Raw genomic sequence first — 13,072 nt, 5'->3', positions numbered from 1 at the left:
GTCAGCAGACCCTGAGACCCTTCTGCACCAGGACTTGCTGACACGGAAGCCGACGGGCCACGCAGTTTAGCCAGGCGGGGCGTCTACAGGTTGGGTATGCATCGGCTGAGCCACCAGCCGGACACCGAGCAACGGCACGTCAGACCACGAAATAATTTCTCATAGTAGACATTCTTTTGTTTTTGAATACTATGAGAAACACTATGGGAACAAACGACTTGCCATCCGACGACATCACCAGCCGACGTCTAAAAACACTGGGTGAGGAAATTCGTACCCGGCGTAAGCAACTTCGCATCAGCGCCATCGCCACGGCTGAAGCCGCTGGCATTTCCCGGGTTACCCTGCACCGCATTGAAAAAGGCGAAACCAGCGTTGCCATGGGAGCTTACGGCAAGACGTTGACTGTCCTGGGGCTGGATTTCCATGTCGTGCCGACCGACAGGCCAGATACCCCCGCCGACCACAAAGTAGGCTGGATTCCGGCGCGCATCGCCCTGGTCGATTACCCCCAACTCAAAACACTCGCCTGGCACGTCAGGGGCATCGATACGTTAAGCCCTGTCGAAGCATTCGACATCTACGAGCGTAATGCACGTCATCTCGAGAGCGCCAAACTGACCCAGTCCGAGCAGGATTTGCTTGAAGCGCTCCACCAGGCTTTCGCCAACGTTCCACGCCATGTTTGAGCGCCCACACCACCAACGCATCGCGCGCGTCCTGCAGGCACTCGACGCTGATCTACTGCGGCAACATGGCTGCCTCTTCGGCGGCGGCACCTGCATTACCTTGCGTTTTGGCGAATACCGCGAATCGGTCGATATGGATTTCCTGATTTCCAACCCCACCGGCTATCGCGAACTCCGGCAAATACTCACCAGCGCACAGGGCATGGCGTCAATCACCCGCGCCGGCGCCATTCCCCTCATCGTCCAGCGGGAGATCCGCGCCGATCAATACGGAATCCGCACGCAACTACTGATGGATAACGAGCCCATCAAATTTGAAATCGTTCGCGAAGCCCGCATCACGCTCGACGCCCCCGGCCCTACCGACATCCTGTGCTCAATCAGCACCCTGACCCTGACCGACCTCGCCGCCAGTAAACTCCTGGCCAATGCCGACAGACACGCGGACGACGGCATCTTCAGCCGCGACCTGATCGACCTGGCCATGCTGAACCTCGATCTTGCCCGCTTGCGCCAGGCGCTTGCCAAAGCCGAATCAGCCTACGGCCAGGCCATCCGGCGCGACCTGAACACCGCCATCGAGCGCATGCACCAACGCCACGGCTGGCTGGAGCGCTGCATGCAGGCCATGACCATCGATATTCCGCCAGCCCAGCTTTGGCAGCGGATTCGTGCCTTGAAACGGTTATAAGCACAAAAGCTCGTGTGTTTTCCTTGTGGGCCTTGAATGTACTGGACGACGTGGACAAGATTGCCGTCCTCGAATCTGATAGCCATCGGCTAATGGCCAGCCGACTACCGAAGAGAATCCGCAATGGCTAAGAAGTCGACGCCCATCCTGGTGTACCGTCCGGGTGAAACGAAACCGGTGCGGGCTGGCGTCTTCTCCTGGTCTCCCGAGACACGGGTAGGCGAATTTGCCTATGACGCTGGCTATCTGGAAGAGAGGGAGGCGATCTCTTTGGACCCCATGGGCCTGCGTTTTCGACGTTCGGTCATCAAGGAGGCTAGACAGGATGGAATTTTCGGGGTGTTTCGAGATGCGGGGCCAGATGCCTGGGGACGTGACACCTATTGAGCCAATTCGCCAGAAACTGCTTTCGTGCCTTCAAACGTCCATGAGCACCAGATCAACATCGGCCACAAGAAAACCGGTTAAAGAAGCCGGATTGTGCGCCCCCCCCTCGATAGGGCAAGCTGACTCACATTGTCTGACCAGGCTTGCAGCAGCCCGCCCCACAGCGCATCTGCTATATTGCTTCGTCCAACATGAAGCAATCATCACGGGCAAAGCACAACCGGAGAACACCATGGCCCTGCCAGCACCTCAAACCTCGATGAGCCTTAATGATTTTCTAGCCTGGGAAGCCGAGCAGCCGTACAAGCACGAATACTGGAAAGGTGAAGTGTTCGCCATGACCGGCGCCCGCCAAGCGCATGTACTGGTGGCCGGCAACTGCTTCGCCGCCCTCAAGGCCCATCTGCGTGGCGGTCCCTGCCGCACCTACATTGCCGACATGCAACTGGCCGTCGATGAAGCCGATGCGGTGTTCTACCCGGATGTTTTCGTCAGCTGCCATCCCGACGACCTGCAGGCCGAGCGGGTGCTGCACCACCCCAAGATCATCATCGAAGTGCTCTCCGACTCCACCGCCGCCTATGACCGGGGCGAAAAATTCGCGGCCTACCGGAAAATTTCCGACCTGCAGGAATATGCCCTCATCGACCCGCTGTATCGCCGTATCGAAATCTTCCGCCGCACCGAAAACGACGAATGGCTGCTCGCCACCCGGGATGCCGAACGTGGCCTGGTTCTCAAATCCCTGGACTTCCTCGCCACCCCGGCAGAAGTCTTCGAATCCTTGCCAGAAGCCAGCTCAAGCACAAGCAAGGAACCCTCGTGAACGCCCAGACACCGGGGCTGTCCCTGGTTTGACCTATGGAAGGGTAGGGGCCTAAAGTCCATCGTTTCCGCCATTTGCCCCCCGTGGGGGCAGGGTTCAACCCCGCCTGTATTGACAACAGCTACACGCGCCACTAGCATCCGTATATCTGTTGTGCTTACAAAAGGAGTCTCGCTATGCGTGCCGCCGCCATCAATCTACGCGCCCTGCCGGAGCAGCGTGACCTCATCGATCACGCCGCCAATCTGCTAGGCAAAAATCGTTCGGACTTCATGCTGGAGGCTGCTTGCGAGCGCGCCCAGTCCGTTGTACTCGATCAGGTTCACTTCTCTCTGGATACCGACAAATTTCAGCAATTTGTTGAACTGCTGGATGCGCCACCCAAGCCCAACGCCGGGCTGGATCGCCTGCTTGCACTGAAGCCAGTTTGGAACAAGGCATGAGCCTTGATCTGGTCGCGCCACAGCCATTGACGCTCGATCATCGCTGCGCCGATTTTTCCTGCGGCGAACCGCTACTGGATGAATGGCTCAAACGTCGTGCGATGGCCAATCAGCTCAGCGGAGCCAGTCGCACGTTTGTCGTAGCGGATAGTGCACGCCGCGTTTACGGTTACTACGCAATGGCAGCCGGTGCCGTGTCCCATCAACTCGCAACAGGCGGTGTGCGTAGAAACATACCCGATCCAGTGCCCGTCATGGTCTTGGCCAGACTTGCGGTCGACAACCAAGCCCAAGGCATCAAGCTGGGTGGATCGCTACTGCAAGATGCCGTCAAGCGCGCAGTGAACGTTGCGCAGAACACTGGCGTTCGTGCCTTGCTCGTGCATGCCCTGCACGAGCGCGCCAAGCTGTTTTACGAGCATTACGGCTTGCAGGCGGCGACGGCAGATCCGTTGGTGCTGATGCTGCGCTTGAGGCATGCCAGGCCGTAATACCCGCGTCCAACATCGTTCCCTGGGCAATCGCATGAGTCTTATGGCATCAGTGCATATCGCCATCACCACATGAAACGCTCTATCGCACGCTGTCGAGTCGGGGCAATCCAACCATCCGGACTCTTAACGCGGTTCTCAAGGCGACGAACTTGAAGTTCGGTTTTTCAGCGAACGCGTGTTAAAGGAAATGGACTTCATTGCGACTGAGGTGCATGAGCTCCACGCAACAAGCCCTCGGTGCTCAGATCTTCGTCAATATCGGGCCAATGGATGCCATAGCCACCACCGGCCAGCTGCCAATGGCTGCGCTGCTGGGGAGTGGCATTGGCCAATCTGGGGTACCACGCCAGCGGCACGGCAATCGTGCGCCCGTCCATTAAATCGACCACCAAGCGCGCATCATCCAAGACAACGTTCATTGCACGCACGTCGGTTTCAGGTACCAAAGAATGCATTCCATGCTTCCTTTAATGAAGATTGGTGACTTCTCACCATCTGTTGAATTTTGCCTAAATCTTGGGCAGAGGAACCTATGCTGCGTGCCACAGTGGCGTCATGCAGCCACACTTTGGCGGTGGCCACGTCTTTGTCGATATGCACATGGGGCGGCTCGTTAGGCTCGTGGCTATAGAAATAGAACCGAAATCCACCCACTCTCAAAATTGTCGGCATATGTGAGATTTCCTCGGTTTTTCGTCTGCCAAAGGGTGAGATTCATGCTACCAGTTTTTCCTGCCAAACAACATAAACACGCCGCTTTAGCTCAGCTTCCCTCGTTTTTTTGTCTGCCGACGGCTGGGTTTCATGCTGCCAGTTTTTCCTGATTCTGCCTGTTGAGCCAATTCGCCAGAAACTGCGTTCGCGCCCTCAAACATCCATGAGCACCAGATCGATATCCGCCACAAGCAAACCGACAACCAACCCAGCGCGGCGGATTCAAAACCGCCGGAGGATTCGTGCGACTCGGGCATCACGAACGCCCGAGGTTGCGATAGAAGTTCTCGTGGGGGCCGACCGCTTCCAGATAGACCAGTCGCACCGCGTCATCAACGGTGTAGCCCAGCAGGTAGAGCTGATCTTGGCTGCGGAATTTGTAGACCAGCAACTGCGCCAGATCGCCTTTCTTGCGCTCGCCCACCGTCGGGTCAGCCGCCACGACTTCGGTGGCGGCATCGACGTCTGCCGCCACGTTGTCGTGCAACTTCTTGTAGGCCCGGGCAAAGCGCCGAGTTTGCTGCAGGCCGTGACTCATACGCGGCCGGGCTTTTGTGTGGAGCGCGGCACGAAGCGCGTGGCCTCACCACGCGGCTCGGTCAGCGAAGCCAGCGACTCGGCGACGAAGCTCACCGGTAGGTCGGGATTGTCCAGGGCGGCGCGGCCGATCTTGGCCCAGTACTCGATCTGCCCGGCGATGGTGCGGTGTTCACTCACGGCTTCGGAGCGCGCCTGATCGTACAAGGTCTGGTCGATGCGAATGGATGTCGATGTGCTCATAGTGGCCTCCAGGACGGGCAAAACCTAAGCTGAAACCAATCTACCACAAATGTGGCAAACCCTCCAGGAAGCCCACTCATGCCGCTTTCCGGTAATTGCCAAGTGAATGGCGCTAGCACTCAGAAGGGGCTTCCGGATTGCATAACGGTCAGCTCAGTAAATAACAATAGTTGAACAACTGCAGCACGCTAATAAAGCGATTTTCCATACTTGAACTCGGTCACCATGTTGTAGTCGGTGATCTGCTCCAAAGGCCGTCCCGCTGATTTCTGAACCGAATCTATGCCCACAAAGGGCCGGGTCACAAAACGCTCAATAGCGGGGGAATTGGCTGCAAAAAAGGGCGCACCGCCCAGCGTCAGGCTTTGGTAGAGCTGGCGCGTGGCAGCCGTATCTTTGCGGGCACGAAAATCAAAATCTGCGGCATAAACAAAATTCACATAGCGGTAAGCATGGGCAAACACCTTGCTGGCCGTATAAAAAGCATCCGCCGAGCCGGTAGCGTTGAACGACAGCACCGCACCCGGCGCCATGTGCGCCTGCATCAACTGCAAAAACTCAGTGGATAGCAGCAAGCTGATGTTGGCGCGCCAGTGCCACGTGGTGTTCATGATGATGAGGTCGTATTGCTTGCCCGGGTGCTGGCGCAGCCAGCGCCGGGCATCATCCACCACCACGTTGACGCGCGGGTCTTGCAAAGCACGCGCCTGCGCCGGGTAGGCCTGTGCGGCCTGCAAATAGCCGGGGTTAATTTCCACCACATCCACCTGCTCAACGCCCGGAAACTCGTTCACCAGCGCCAGCCAAGTACCAATCGACAAGCCCACCATCAACACCCGGCTGGGTTTGGGTTGCAGGGCCGCCATCAGCAGCGGGCGCTCCAGGCCGTTGCTATTGATTTCAGGGTTCAGGTTGGTGCGCCCGTCGTACACATTGCCGCCATACACTGCATCGCCTTGGCCAGCCTCAGGGAAGATGGTGATGATGCCGTGCCGGTTTTCGATCACTGTGCCCGCACGCGTCCCCGTTTGATTGACCGATTGCACCAAGGCATGGGGGTCTTGCAGCGTGCTGGCTAGCGCACCGCCCAAAGCCAGCAAAGTGCCCACGCCTGCCAGCACGCCATAGCGCGGCTTGGCTTTGAGCGCCAGCGTAAAAAACACCGCCGCTGCACATTGCACCGCACAAATCACCAAAAAGCTTTGCTGCAAGCTCAGGCTATGCAGCAGCACATAGCCCGTCACCAGTGGCCCCAACGCCGCCCCGGCCACGTTCGAGGTATAGACCAGCGCAAAGCGTCGGCCTTGCTGGCCCTCCAAGTTTTGCGTGCCCAAATGGTGGGCAATAGGGAAGACAAACGCCAGCACGCTCGATGCGGTAGCCATCAGCAGCAAGTCCAGCACTGCGCTTTCCAGCCAAACGCTGGCCATTGCGCCAAATAGTGCGGGCAACACCAAAGTCAGTAGCCCCGACAACCACAGTGCCGCAATGCTGTGCTCCCACAGTTGGGCATCACTATCAGCGCGGCGGCAGGCGCGGGCACCGGCATGTGCACCCAGCGCAATGCCCAGCAAATAAGCCATGAGCACAAAGCCAAACGCTGCCGGGGTGGACAACTTGGCAAAGCTATACAGGCGCACCCACAAAATCTCCAAACTCAAACTGGCAAAACCGCAGGCAAAAGAAAGCAAGGCGGGGTAGTTCATGCGGGGGCTCCGGTGGTTGTGGTGACAGCGGTAGTGCGCGGCAGCAATTGGGCAGCCAGCACCGCACACAGCACCACCGCCACATTGCCCGCCACGGCCACCCAGACCACCTGCGGCAACGTCCACAGCGGCAGCAGCACAAAAGGCACCAGCGCAGCACCGGTGGCTGCCCCCAAGGTGTTGATGAAATACAGCGTGCCCACCGAAACCCCAATATTGGCCGTGCGCTCGTCAAAAGCCATCGTCAGCAGCGGCAGCGTCATGCCCATCAGCACCGTGGGCAGCAGCAAAAAACCAAAACTGGCCACCGCACTGCCCACAGCGCCGTCGCCCAAAAAACTGTCTGCCAACCCAGCTTGAAGCAACCGCAACAACCACAGGCTGGCACTGCCGTACAGCGCAATCGACAGCTCGATACCCGCATACCACTGCAAACGCCGCAGAGGAAACCGATCCGACAGCCACCCGCCCAACATGCCGCCCAAGCCAATGCCCAGCATGAACACCGACACGATGATGGTGATGGAATCCATGTCCACGCCAATCAAGCTGTACAACGCGCGCTGCCAACTCACTTGGTAAATCAAGGCGCTGCAGCCGGAGATGAAAAAGCTCAGTAGCAATACCGTATTGATCAAAATTACTCCTTATCAATGAGCCACGATGGAACACGCGCTCTTTTGTCGTGCCGCATCAAAGTCCACCAAGTTGCCGGTCATACCTGCCACCATGCGCGGCGGCAGCGGCTGAGCAGGGGACTGTAAAAAACTCTCGGCGGGCAAGCCACCAGAAACATTAATCGATGCCAGCCCTAGCAGCGTGGCATACAGCGCGCGGGTGGTGTAGGGCTGCTGGGCGTTGTTTTGCAAGCGCTGCCATTGCGCCCGGTGCTGCGTGCGCATCGGCTCGCTGAGCCACACAAATGCAGGTACACGGTAGGCAGCCTCGCTGCGCCGGTTGGGCTTTTGCGAGGCGCACTGCCCTTGCGCTGGATCAACGCCGTGGTCTGAAAAATAGGCCACCACTGAATTGCCGCCGCGCTGCTGCACGGCATTAAGTACCTGGGCCAGTATGTGGTCGGTATAGCGCAGGCTGTTGTCGTAGCTGTTGCTGACCTGCTCGGCATAACGTGCCGGATCTGTCGCAGCAGGGGCCGACTGCAACGACGGCTGGAAGTGGTCAAAACTGGACGGGTAGCGCAAAGCGTAATCAAAGTGGCTGCCCAGCAAGTGGAGCACCACCAGATGTCGCCCCGGTTGTGCCAGCACATCGCGCAAAGGTGCAAGCAGAGCCTCATCCATGTGAAAACGGTGCTGGTAGGTACCAGGGTTTACAAAACGCACATCGGCGGCCTCGCGGGCATACAAGCTGATAGAAGTGTCGTGCCGACCCATCCGCGATTGTGCAGACAGCCAATGCGTCTGGTAGCCCACTTGGGCGAAAGCTTGCACCAGCGAGGGCTCGGCCTGCAAATCTATATCCCCACTGGGCTTCAATACAGGTTTGCGCGACAGCACCCCCGGCACTGCAGTGCGCGTCAGCACGGAGAGGCCCACCACATCGCTAAAAACCACCACCCCTTGCTGCTGCGCCAATTGCGGCGTGGTGTCGCGGCCATAACCCAGCAAGCCCCAGCGCGTGGCGCTGGCCGACTCACCAATCACCAACACCACCACCTCGGGGCTGTGGGCATGCACCATCTGCTGCGCCTGCAAGCTGCGACTGGCCAACCCCGATTGCAGCGCGTGCAGCTTGCCCTGATGCTCACGAAAATGTATTACGGCCAAGGGCAAATTAACAGGATAAACATCAGCCCACTGCAAGGTCCAGCTCGATATTTTGGGATCTGCTAAAGCCTCCGAAGCCACATCACTAACCAACACCTCATCAGTGCCATGAAATCGATAGAACTGCACCAACAAGGTCGCACAAAGAGCTACCACATAAACCCGGGAGCGGTGCTGCCAACGCACATCGAACCGCCACGCCCACCAGCAGCTCACTGCATACAGCACCAGCCAAACCAAACCAAACCAAACCAAACCAAACCAAACCCGTAGGCGGATAAAAAATTAGCACTCTCTGCCCAATTGCTCTCGAGCACCAGCGCTGCCAAATGGGGCGAAATGGGGGTGCCGTTGTGCCAGCGCAACCACAACTCCAGTGGCCACACCAGCGCGGCGGGCAAGGCCAGCACCAACACCAACCACAAGCGCCCCAGCAGTGCCACGCACAGCAGCCACAACACAGCACCCAGGACTGCAATTTCTACCTGATCCGCTAGCGCTGGAACACCCAGCAGGTTGGGCGCCCACAAAGCCAACAAAACGCACAACGCAACACCTTGTGCCAAGGTAGTGCGCAAAGAAATAGATGCAAACGAAACAGAAAAAGAGGACATGGGCAAAAAATCTCAACCACCTTGGAAAATTTTGGCAAACCCTTGATAAATCCAAAATTCTGCAAGATAAAAATTCCACAAAACAGTCACTTCCCCACCCTCAAATACAAAAATGGAACCATGTCGTCTTTTGAAAAATACTTCCTAATTCCAACACCCAAAAATGGAGGCGAGTGATCTCCAACAAAAACCACATGCAAATCTTTTACCCCAGGATCATCAAATTTTTCCGCAAAATCAGAAAAAAACTCTTGCAGCAATTGAAAATGAATACAACGATCCCTGGCCTCAATTCCCAAAATGCGACAAATACCATCATCCCTGCGCTTCAAGTCTCTTGCATCGTAAGGGATATGAGAATTTAGGGTTAACCAATAAAAAAATATGGATTCACTAGAAATAATCTTATTTTTTACAGCATCAATAAAATCCACATCACAATACCCCGGAAAACTAAAGCATTTCCGAGCCTTGGCAATAGGGTTATCAAAAAAATAAGTTTCTTCAAATCCTATTCGGGGGTACCAATCTTCTCTGTGGTACATATGGCCCGATGCAGCATGCAAAGCAACAGTCAGACGGCCCTCGTCCCGCAATTTTCTTGGCAAACAATTCTTTGCAAAATCTTCAGGAATATCTCTGAACGACAATGCATGAGGATATAGCCTACACAACTCACGAAGCTCTGCAACAGCAGTACCTCCACCATACTTTATTAAACCCTCATTAAGAATTTTTATATTTTTTTTGCTCTTCAAATTCCTTAGTTGATAAATATATTCTTCTTGATTTATGGGCATCCCCCAAGACTCAACCATTACAAAAAGAATTTTTTTAGGCAGCACGCCACCCGCCCAGACATTCATCGGCACATTAGAGTGCTCCCACAACGCAAAAGGCACACCCCCTTCTTTTTTTTCTTGAGGGGCATTATTAAACCTCCTGCTTCCCTCTAAACTAAAATAAACCCCCCCTACCAAGGTTTGATTTAGAATGAAAAATTTTTCTGACTCATAAGAAAAGTTATTAAATTTTTCTCCCAAAGAAAAACCGCAAATCATCAATACAACGATTGATAAAGAAAACTTCCCAGAAAAACGAGAAAGCTTAGCACCCAAAAAAACAACCCCAAAAAACACAAAAAAATACATCGCAACAAGCAAAATGTATTTTTTATTGGCATTTGGCAAAAATTCCACCACATCAATTAATTGGGTAGCCTCAAAAAGAGGATAAGCCTGAGATACGCCGTAAATCAGTTCCAACCCAGCAAAAAAAACCCCATAAATAAATACAAAAAAACCAGCCTCCACTCCCGCCAACAGAACAAGCGGCAAGCTCTCAAGTACAAACAAACCTCTATCATAGCCAACTGTAATCGCAAATAATGCAGGAATAATATTAAATAATATTGCCGCACTCCAGCCAGCCAAAAATTTCTTCAAAACAATGAATCTCATAAAAAATTCAAACAAAAAAAGAGGGCGTAGCCCTCTTCTTTGCTTCAGCCAATTTTATGATTGACGGCACTCAGCAGGAACATACTTGTATTTTGCCGCCGATGCAGTGGTGCACTTCCATTCTACTTTGCCAGCACTCGGTGTCGGCGTATAAACCAACACCACACCTTGGGCTGCAGTTGTCCCTGTAACGGTCAACACACCAGTGGCGGCAGTGCATGCCAAGCTAGCGGTATTTTTGGTTGCAGAGGAAAACACGCTCACACCGACACATGCGTCAGCAGGAATCGCGCCACCGTTGTTGGCAATATTCTCACTCACAGTAGCCTTAGCACCAGAAGCCATAATTGCCAATTCAGAGACGCGGCCGCGGACCGTGTAGTCCTGATAAGCCGGCAGTGCCACAGCAGCCAAGATACCGATAATCGCCACAACGATCATCAGTTCGATCAGGGTAAAACCTTGTTGCATCTTTTTCATGTTGAATCTCCTTGGAGGAAAAAGGCGGGATACTCCGCTGGTGGGGCTATAAGCATATGCCATGCCAACTATTGGAGAATCGCCCAGCACACGCCCCGCTCTGCAGCAAACCCGCTGCCGTGGCGATTTCCCGGCACTCACCTGTTCGCGCCGCATGCGCCGCGACGTGAAGCCCGCGCCATGCTGCGCATCCCTGCCGCATGACAAAACAATGATGGCACAGCCTGTAGCTGTGCCACGCCGGAATGGCACACCGTTCAGCCGAATGCCCACCTTAGGCTGTCACAGTGGAGACCTGTACGCCCACCGACAGCCCGCCCGACCTCCGCAACGCGGACGAGCGGCAATCTTGGCCGAACAGCGCCAAGGTGACTTGCCATGAAGCTCGACGTCCAGGTCAGTGGCAAGACCGTTGCCCAACTCTACCGCGAACGCGACGAGTATGTGCTCAAGTATTTACCGGGCGCTGATGCGGCCGATTTCATCAGCCTAACCATGCCGGTGCGCGACGAACCCTGGCGTTGGCCGCGCGACCTGCATCCGTTCTTTCACTCGCCTTCAACACCTTCAAAAATCTCGGCAACGGGGCAGCGGAAGTCGAGGCTGGCGAGTTCGAGGGTTTCATCAAGGGCGAAGGGGTGCAACACCCAGTGGCCGGTGGCATCGCGGCGAAAGATTTCGATGCGCCGGGCTTCGAGGCTGACCAGGGCGTATTCCTGCAACGCTTCGAGCTGGCGGTAGGCGGCAAACTTGTTACCACGGTCGTAGGCTTCGGTGCTGGGGGAGAGCACTTCAACGATGAGGCAGGGGTGTTGCTTGACGTGGCTGGCTTCTGGCGTGCGGTCACGCGGATCGCAGGTCACGAGGATATCCGGGTAGTAGAAGCTGTTGGCGGCTGCGACCTGCACTTTCATGTCGGCGATGAAGGGTTTGCAGGGGGTGCCGCGGGTAAAGGTATGCAAGGCTGCGAAAAGATTTCCTGCTGCCGTGCCGTGCGCATCCGAGGCGCCACTCATGGCGAAAACTTCACCGTCGATGTATTCATGTCGACAAGGCTGCTCCTGTTCCCAGGCCAGGTAATCGTCGGCTCCCAACGGCATTTTGGCTTGCGGCAGGCTCATTTTCGTTCTCGCAGGGGAGGGCAGGGGTTTTGAGCATAGCGATAGACGTGGCGCGCGGCAATCGTCCGCCCTTACCCGGAGCGAAACAAAGTGGCGGAAATGACTTTCGCCTCGGTGGTCTTGTTGCTTCAGTTCGCCACAATAAACCAGCATCGCACTGCCGCGCTGCTGCATGCGACAATCCACAGCAGCAATCCGCATCGAAGCCCAGACAAATGGAGATGACCCATGGCCCTCGCGCAAATTCGTGAAACGCTTTCTGTCGCAGACTACCTGAACGGGGAAGAAATCGCCGCCGAGCGGCATGAATATCTGGCCGGCGAAGTGCATGCCATGAGCGGCGCCAGCGCTCGCCATAACATTATCTGCCTCAATCTGGCTGCCGCCCTGCATCGCCACCTGGCGGGTGGTCCGTGCCGGGTGTTCATGGCGGATCTCAAAGTTCGCCTGTCGGTCAATGAAGAAGATTTTTTTTACTACCCGGACATCATGGTGGCCTGCAATCCGGCCGATCAAGCCAGCCACTTTCGCACGCAACCCTCGGTGCTGGTAGAGGTCATGTCTCCCAGTACCGAGCGCATTGACCGCCGCGAAAAACTGTTTGCTTACCGCACGCTGGATTCCTTGCGCGAGTACGTTCTGATCGGGCAGGACAACCCGGAGGTGGTGGCCTATGTGCGCACGGAGAACCAGTGGTCCACGCAGCGCCCGCAACCGGACGGCGTGCTGACCCTGCCCAGCCTGGAATTTTCCCTGCCGGTGGCGGAGTTGTATCGGGGCACGGAAGGGTTGTAATTTGGCGCACGCGGGAAAAAGATCTCGCAAACGGACGCTTACCGAGGCCTGAAGGCTTGCGCTTCGGTATCATAACCATACAATG

General features: G+C 55.9%; 18 protein-coding genes and 1 pseudogene. 8 read left to right on the top strand and 11 right to left on the bottom strand.

All coding sequences use genetic code 11. From position 1 onward, the window contains the following. The first annotated feature begins 203 nt into the window (after nt 1-203). The 6 genes from JYJ39_RS05195 (at nt 204) to JYJ39_RS05170 (ending at nt 3,527) form a co-directional block, all read left to right on the top strand. Nucleotides 204-689 carry a helix-turn-helix domain-containing protein gene (locus JYJ39_RS05195; protein ID WP_205202648.1) on the top strand — a complete coding sequence of 162 codons (486 nt, stop codon included), beginning with the start codon at nt 204-206 and terminating at the stop codon, nt 687-689. Beyond that, entirely contained in the window at nt 682-1,380 is a 699-nt protein-coding gene (locus JYJ39_RS05190) for a nucleotidyl transferase AbiEii/AbiGii toxin family protein (protein ID WP_205202646.1), read from the top strand. The genes JYJ39_RS05195 and JYJ39_RS05190 overlap by 8 nt, the downstream gene beginning before the upstream one ends. Before the next feature lie 123 nt (nt 1,381-1,503). Continuing rightward, nucleotides 1,504-1,767, top strand: coding sequence for a HipA N-terminal domain-containing protein (locus tag JYJ39_RS05185; RefSeq protein WP_205202643.1), 264 nt, complete (start codon nt 1,504-1,506; stop codon nt 1,765-1,767). Between the two features lie 232 nt (nt 1,768-1,999). Next, nucleotides 2,000-2,593 (top strand): Uma2 family endonuclease, encoded by a 594-nt coding sequence (locus JYJ39_RS05180; RefSeq protein ID WP_205202641.1) that lies wholly within the window; start codon nt 2,000-2,002, stop codon nt 2,591-2,593. Nucleotides 2,594-2,769: 176 nt separating this feature from the next. Next, a complete protein-coding gene (locus JYJ39_RS05175; RefSeq protein WP_205202639.1) occupies nt 2,770-3,036 on the top strand; it encodes a DUF1778 domain-containing protein in 267 nt (88 codons plus the stop codon). Continuing rightward, nucleotides 3,033-3,527 carry a GNAT family N-acetyltransferase gene (locus JYJ39_RS05170; RefSeq protein ID WP_205202637.1) on the top strand — a complete coding sequence of 165 codons (495 nt, stop codon included), beginning with the start codon at nt 3,033-3,035 and terminating at the stop codon, nt 3,525-3,527. The genes JYJ39_RS05175 and JYJ39_RS05170 overlap by 4 nt, the downstream gene beginning before the upstream one ends. Nucleotides 3,528-3,724: 197 nt before the next feature. Here the strand turns inward: JYJ39_RS05170 and JYJ39_RS05165 are convergent, their stop codons facing one another. From JYJ39_RS05165 to JYJ39_RS05120, 10 genes are all read right to left on the bottom strand, one after another. Next, the gene (locus JYJ39_RS05165; RefSeq protein WP_205202635.1) at nt 3,725-3,985 is read right to left on the bottom strand and encodes a DUF2442 domain-containing protein; all 261 of its coding nucleotides are present in this window, start codon (nt 3,983-3,985) and stop codon (nt 3,725-3,727) included. Further along, nucleotides 3,966-4,202 (bottom strand): DUF4160 domain-containing protein, encoded by a 237-nt coding sequence (locus JYJ39_RS05160; RefSeq protein WP_205202633.1) that lies wholly within the window; start codon nt 4,200-4,202, stop codon nt 3,966-3,968. Before JYJ39_RS05160 ends, JYJ39_RS05165 begins: the two co-directional genes overlap by 20 nt. A gap of 298 nt (nt 4,203-4,500) precedes the next feature. Next, nucleotides 4,501-4,782: a type II toxin-antitoxin system RelE/ParE family toxin gene (locus JYJ39_RS05155; protein ID WP_205202631.1), complete on the bottom strand. Its 282-nt coding sequence runs from the start codon at nt 4,780-4,782 to the stop codon at nt 4,501-4,503. Next, nucleotides 4,779-5,024, bottom strand: a complete 246-nt coding sequence (locus JYJ39_RS05150) for a ParD-like family protein (RefSeq protein WP_205202629.1) — start codon at nt 5,022-5,024, stop codon at nt 4,779-4,781. The genes JYJ39_RS05155 and JYJ39_RS05150 overlap by 4 nt, the downstream gene beginning before the upstream one ends. A gap of 188 nt (nt 5,025-5,212) precedes the next feature. Further along, nucleotides 5,213-6,730: a hypothetical protein gene (locus JYJ39_RS05145; protein ID WP_205202628.1), complete on the bottom strand. Its 1,518-nt coding sequence runs from the start codon at nt 6,728-6,730 to the stop codon at nt 5,213-5,215. Continuing rightward, entirely contained in the window at nt 6,727-7,368 is a 642-nt protein-coding gene (locus JYJ39_RS05140; protein ID WP_205202627.1) for a fused MFS/spermidine synthase, read from the bottom strand. The genes JYJ39_RS05145 and JYJ39_RS05140 overlap by 4 nt, the downstream gene beginning before the upstream one ends. 12 nt (nt 7,369-7,380) lie before the next feature. Next, nucleotides 7,381-8,703, bottom strand: coding sequence for a phosphoethanolamine transferase (locus tag JYJ39_RS05135; RefSeq protein WP_205202626.1), 1,323 nt, complete (start codon nt 8,701-8,703; stop codon nt 7,381-7,383). A 26-nt stretch (nt 8,704-8,729) separates the two neighbouring features. Then, nucleotides 8,730-9,131: a hypothetical protein gene (locus JYJ39_RS05130; RefSeq protein WP_205202625.1), complete on the bottom strand. Its 402-nt coding sequence runs from the start codon at nt 9,129-9,131 to the stop codon at nt 8,730-8,732. 86 nt (nt 9,132-9,217) lie between these two features. Next, the gene (locus JYJ39_RS05125) at nt 9,218-10,591 is read right to left on the bottom strand and encodes a sulfatase-like hydrolase/transferase (RefSeq protein WP_205202624.1); all 1,374 of its coding nucleotides are present in this window, start codon (nt 10,589-10,591) and stop codon (nt 9,218-9,220) included. Nucleotides 10,592-10,645: 54 nt separating this feature from the next. Next, nucleotides 10,646-11,071 (bottom strand): pilin, encoded by a 426-nt coding sequence (locus JYJ39_RS05120; RefSeq protein ID WP_205202623.1) that lies wholly within the window; start codon nt 11,069-11,071, stop codon nt 10,646-10,648. Between the two features lie 378 nt (nt 11,072-11,449). On the opposite strand from JYJ39_RS05120, the pseudogene JYJ39_RS14180 reads away from it, so the two are divergent. Then, a pseudogene (locus JYJ39_RS14180) lies at nt 11,450-11,563 on the top strand (hypothetical protein); the annotation flags it as partial. A gap of 56 nt (nt 11,564-11,619) precedes the next feature. On the opposite strand, the gene JYJ39_RS05115 reads toward JYJ39_RS14180, so the two are convergent. Beyond that, nucleotides 11,620-12,192 (bottom strand): Uma2 family endonuclease, encoded by a 573-nt coding sequence (locus JYJ39_RS05115; RefSeq protein ID WP_205202621.1) that lies wholly within the window; start codon nt 12,190-12,192, stop codon nt 11,620-11,622. A gap of 228 nt (nt 12,193-12,420) precedes the next feature. Between JYJ39_RS05115 and JYJ39_RS05110 the strand changes: the two genes are divergently transcribed. Continuing rightward, a complete protein-coding gene (locus tag JYJ39_RS05110) occupies nt 12,421-12,987 on the top strand; it encodes a Uma2 family endonuclease (protein ID WP_205202619.1) in 567 nt (188 codons plus the stop codon). Nucleotides 12,988-13,072: the final 85 nt, after the last annotated feature.

This window comes from Azonexus hydrophilus (genome assembly GCF_905120355.1).
Classification (GTDB): Bacteria; Pseudomonadota; Gammaproteobacteria; order Burkholderiales; family Rhodocyclaceae; genus Azonexus.
This window is presented reverse-complemented; position numbering and strand designations above follow the sequence as displayed.

Coding starts and splice junctions, on each gene's coding strand:
- JYJ39_RS05195 (WP_205202648.1), top strand. CDS start 204: ATGGGAACAAACGACTTGCCATCCGACGACATCACCAGCCGACGTCTA.
- JYJ39_RS05190 (WP_205202646.1), top strand. CDS start 682: ATGTTTGAGCGCCCACACCACCAACGCATCGCGCGCGTCCTGCAGGCA.
- JYJ39_RS05185 (WP_205202643.1), top strand. CDS start 1,504: ATGGCTAAGAAGTCGACGCCCATCCTGGTGTACCGTCCGGGTGAAACG.
- JYJ39_RS05180 (WP_205202641.1), top strand. CDS start 2,000: ATGGCCCTGCCAGCACCTCAAACCTCGATGAGCCTTAATGATTTTCTA.
- JYJ39_RS05175 (WP_205202639.1), top strand. CDS start 2,770: ATGCGTGCCGCCGCCATCAATCTACGCGCCCTGCCGGAGCAGCGTGAC.
- JYJ39_RS05170 (WP_205202637.1), top strand. CDS start 3,033: ATGAGCCTTGATCTGGTCGCGCCACAGCCATTGACGCTCGATCATCGC.
- JYJ39_RS05165 (WP_205202635.1), bottom strand. CDS start 3,985: ATGCATTCTTTGGTACCTGAAACCGACGTGCGTGCAATGAACGTTGTC.
- JYJ39_RS05160 (WP_205202633.1), bottom strand. CDS start 4,202: ATGCCGACAATTTTGAGAGTGGGTGGATTTCGGTTCTATTTCTATAGC.
- JYJ39_RS05155 (WP_205202631.1), bottom strand. CDS start 4,782: ATGAGTCACGGCCTGCAGCAAACTCGGCGCTTTGCCCGGGCCTACAAG.
- JYJ39_RS05150 (WP_205202629.1), bottom strand. CDS start 5,024: ATGAGCACATCGACATCCATTCGCATCGACCAGACCTTGTACGATCAG.
- JYJ39_RS05145 (WP_205202628.1), bottom strand. CDS start 6,730: ATGAACTACCCCGCCTTGCTTTCTTTTGCCTGCGGTTTTGCCAGTTTG.
- JYJ39_RS05130 (WP_205202625.1), bottom strand. CDS start 9,131: ATGTCCTCTTTTTCTGTTTCGTTTGCATCTATTTCTTTGCGCACTACC.
- JYJ39_RS05125 (WP_205202624.1), bottom strand. CDS start 10,591: ATGAGATTCATTGTTTTGAAGAAATTTTTGGCTGGCTGGAGTGCGGCA.
- JYJ39_RS05120 (WP_205202623.1), bottom strand. CDS start 11,071: ATGAAAAAGATGCAACAAGGTTTTACCCTGATCGAACTGATGATCGTT.
- JYJ39_RS05115 (WP_205202621.1), bottom strand. CDS start 12,192: ATGAGCCTGCCGCAAGCCAAAATGCCGTTGGGAGCCGACGATTACCTG.
- JYJ39_RS05110 (WP_205202619.1), top strand. CDS start 12,421: ATGGCCCTCGCGCAAATTCGTGAAACGCTTTCTGTCGCAGACTACCTG.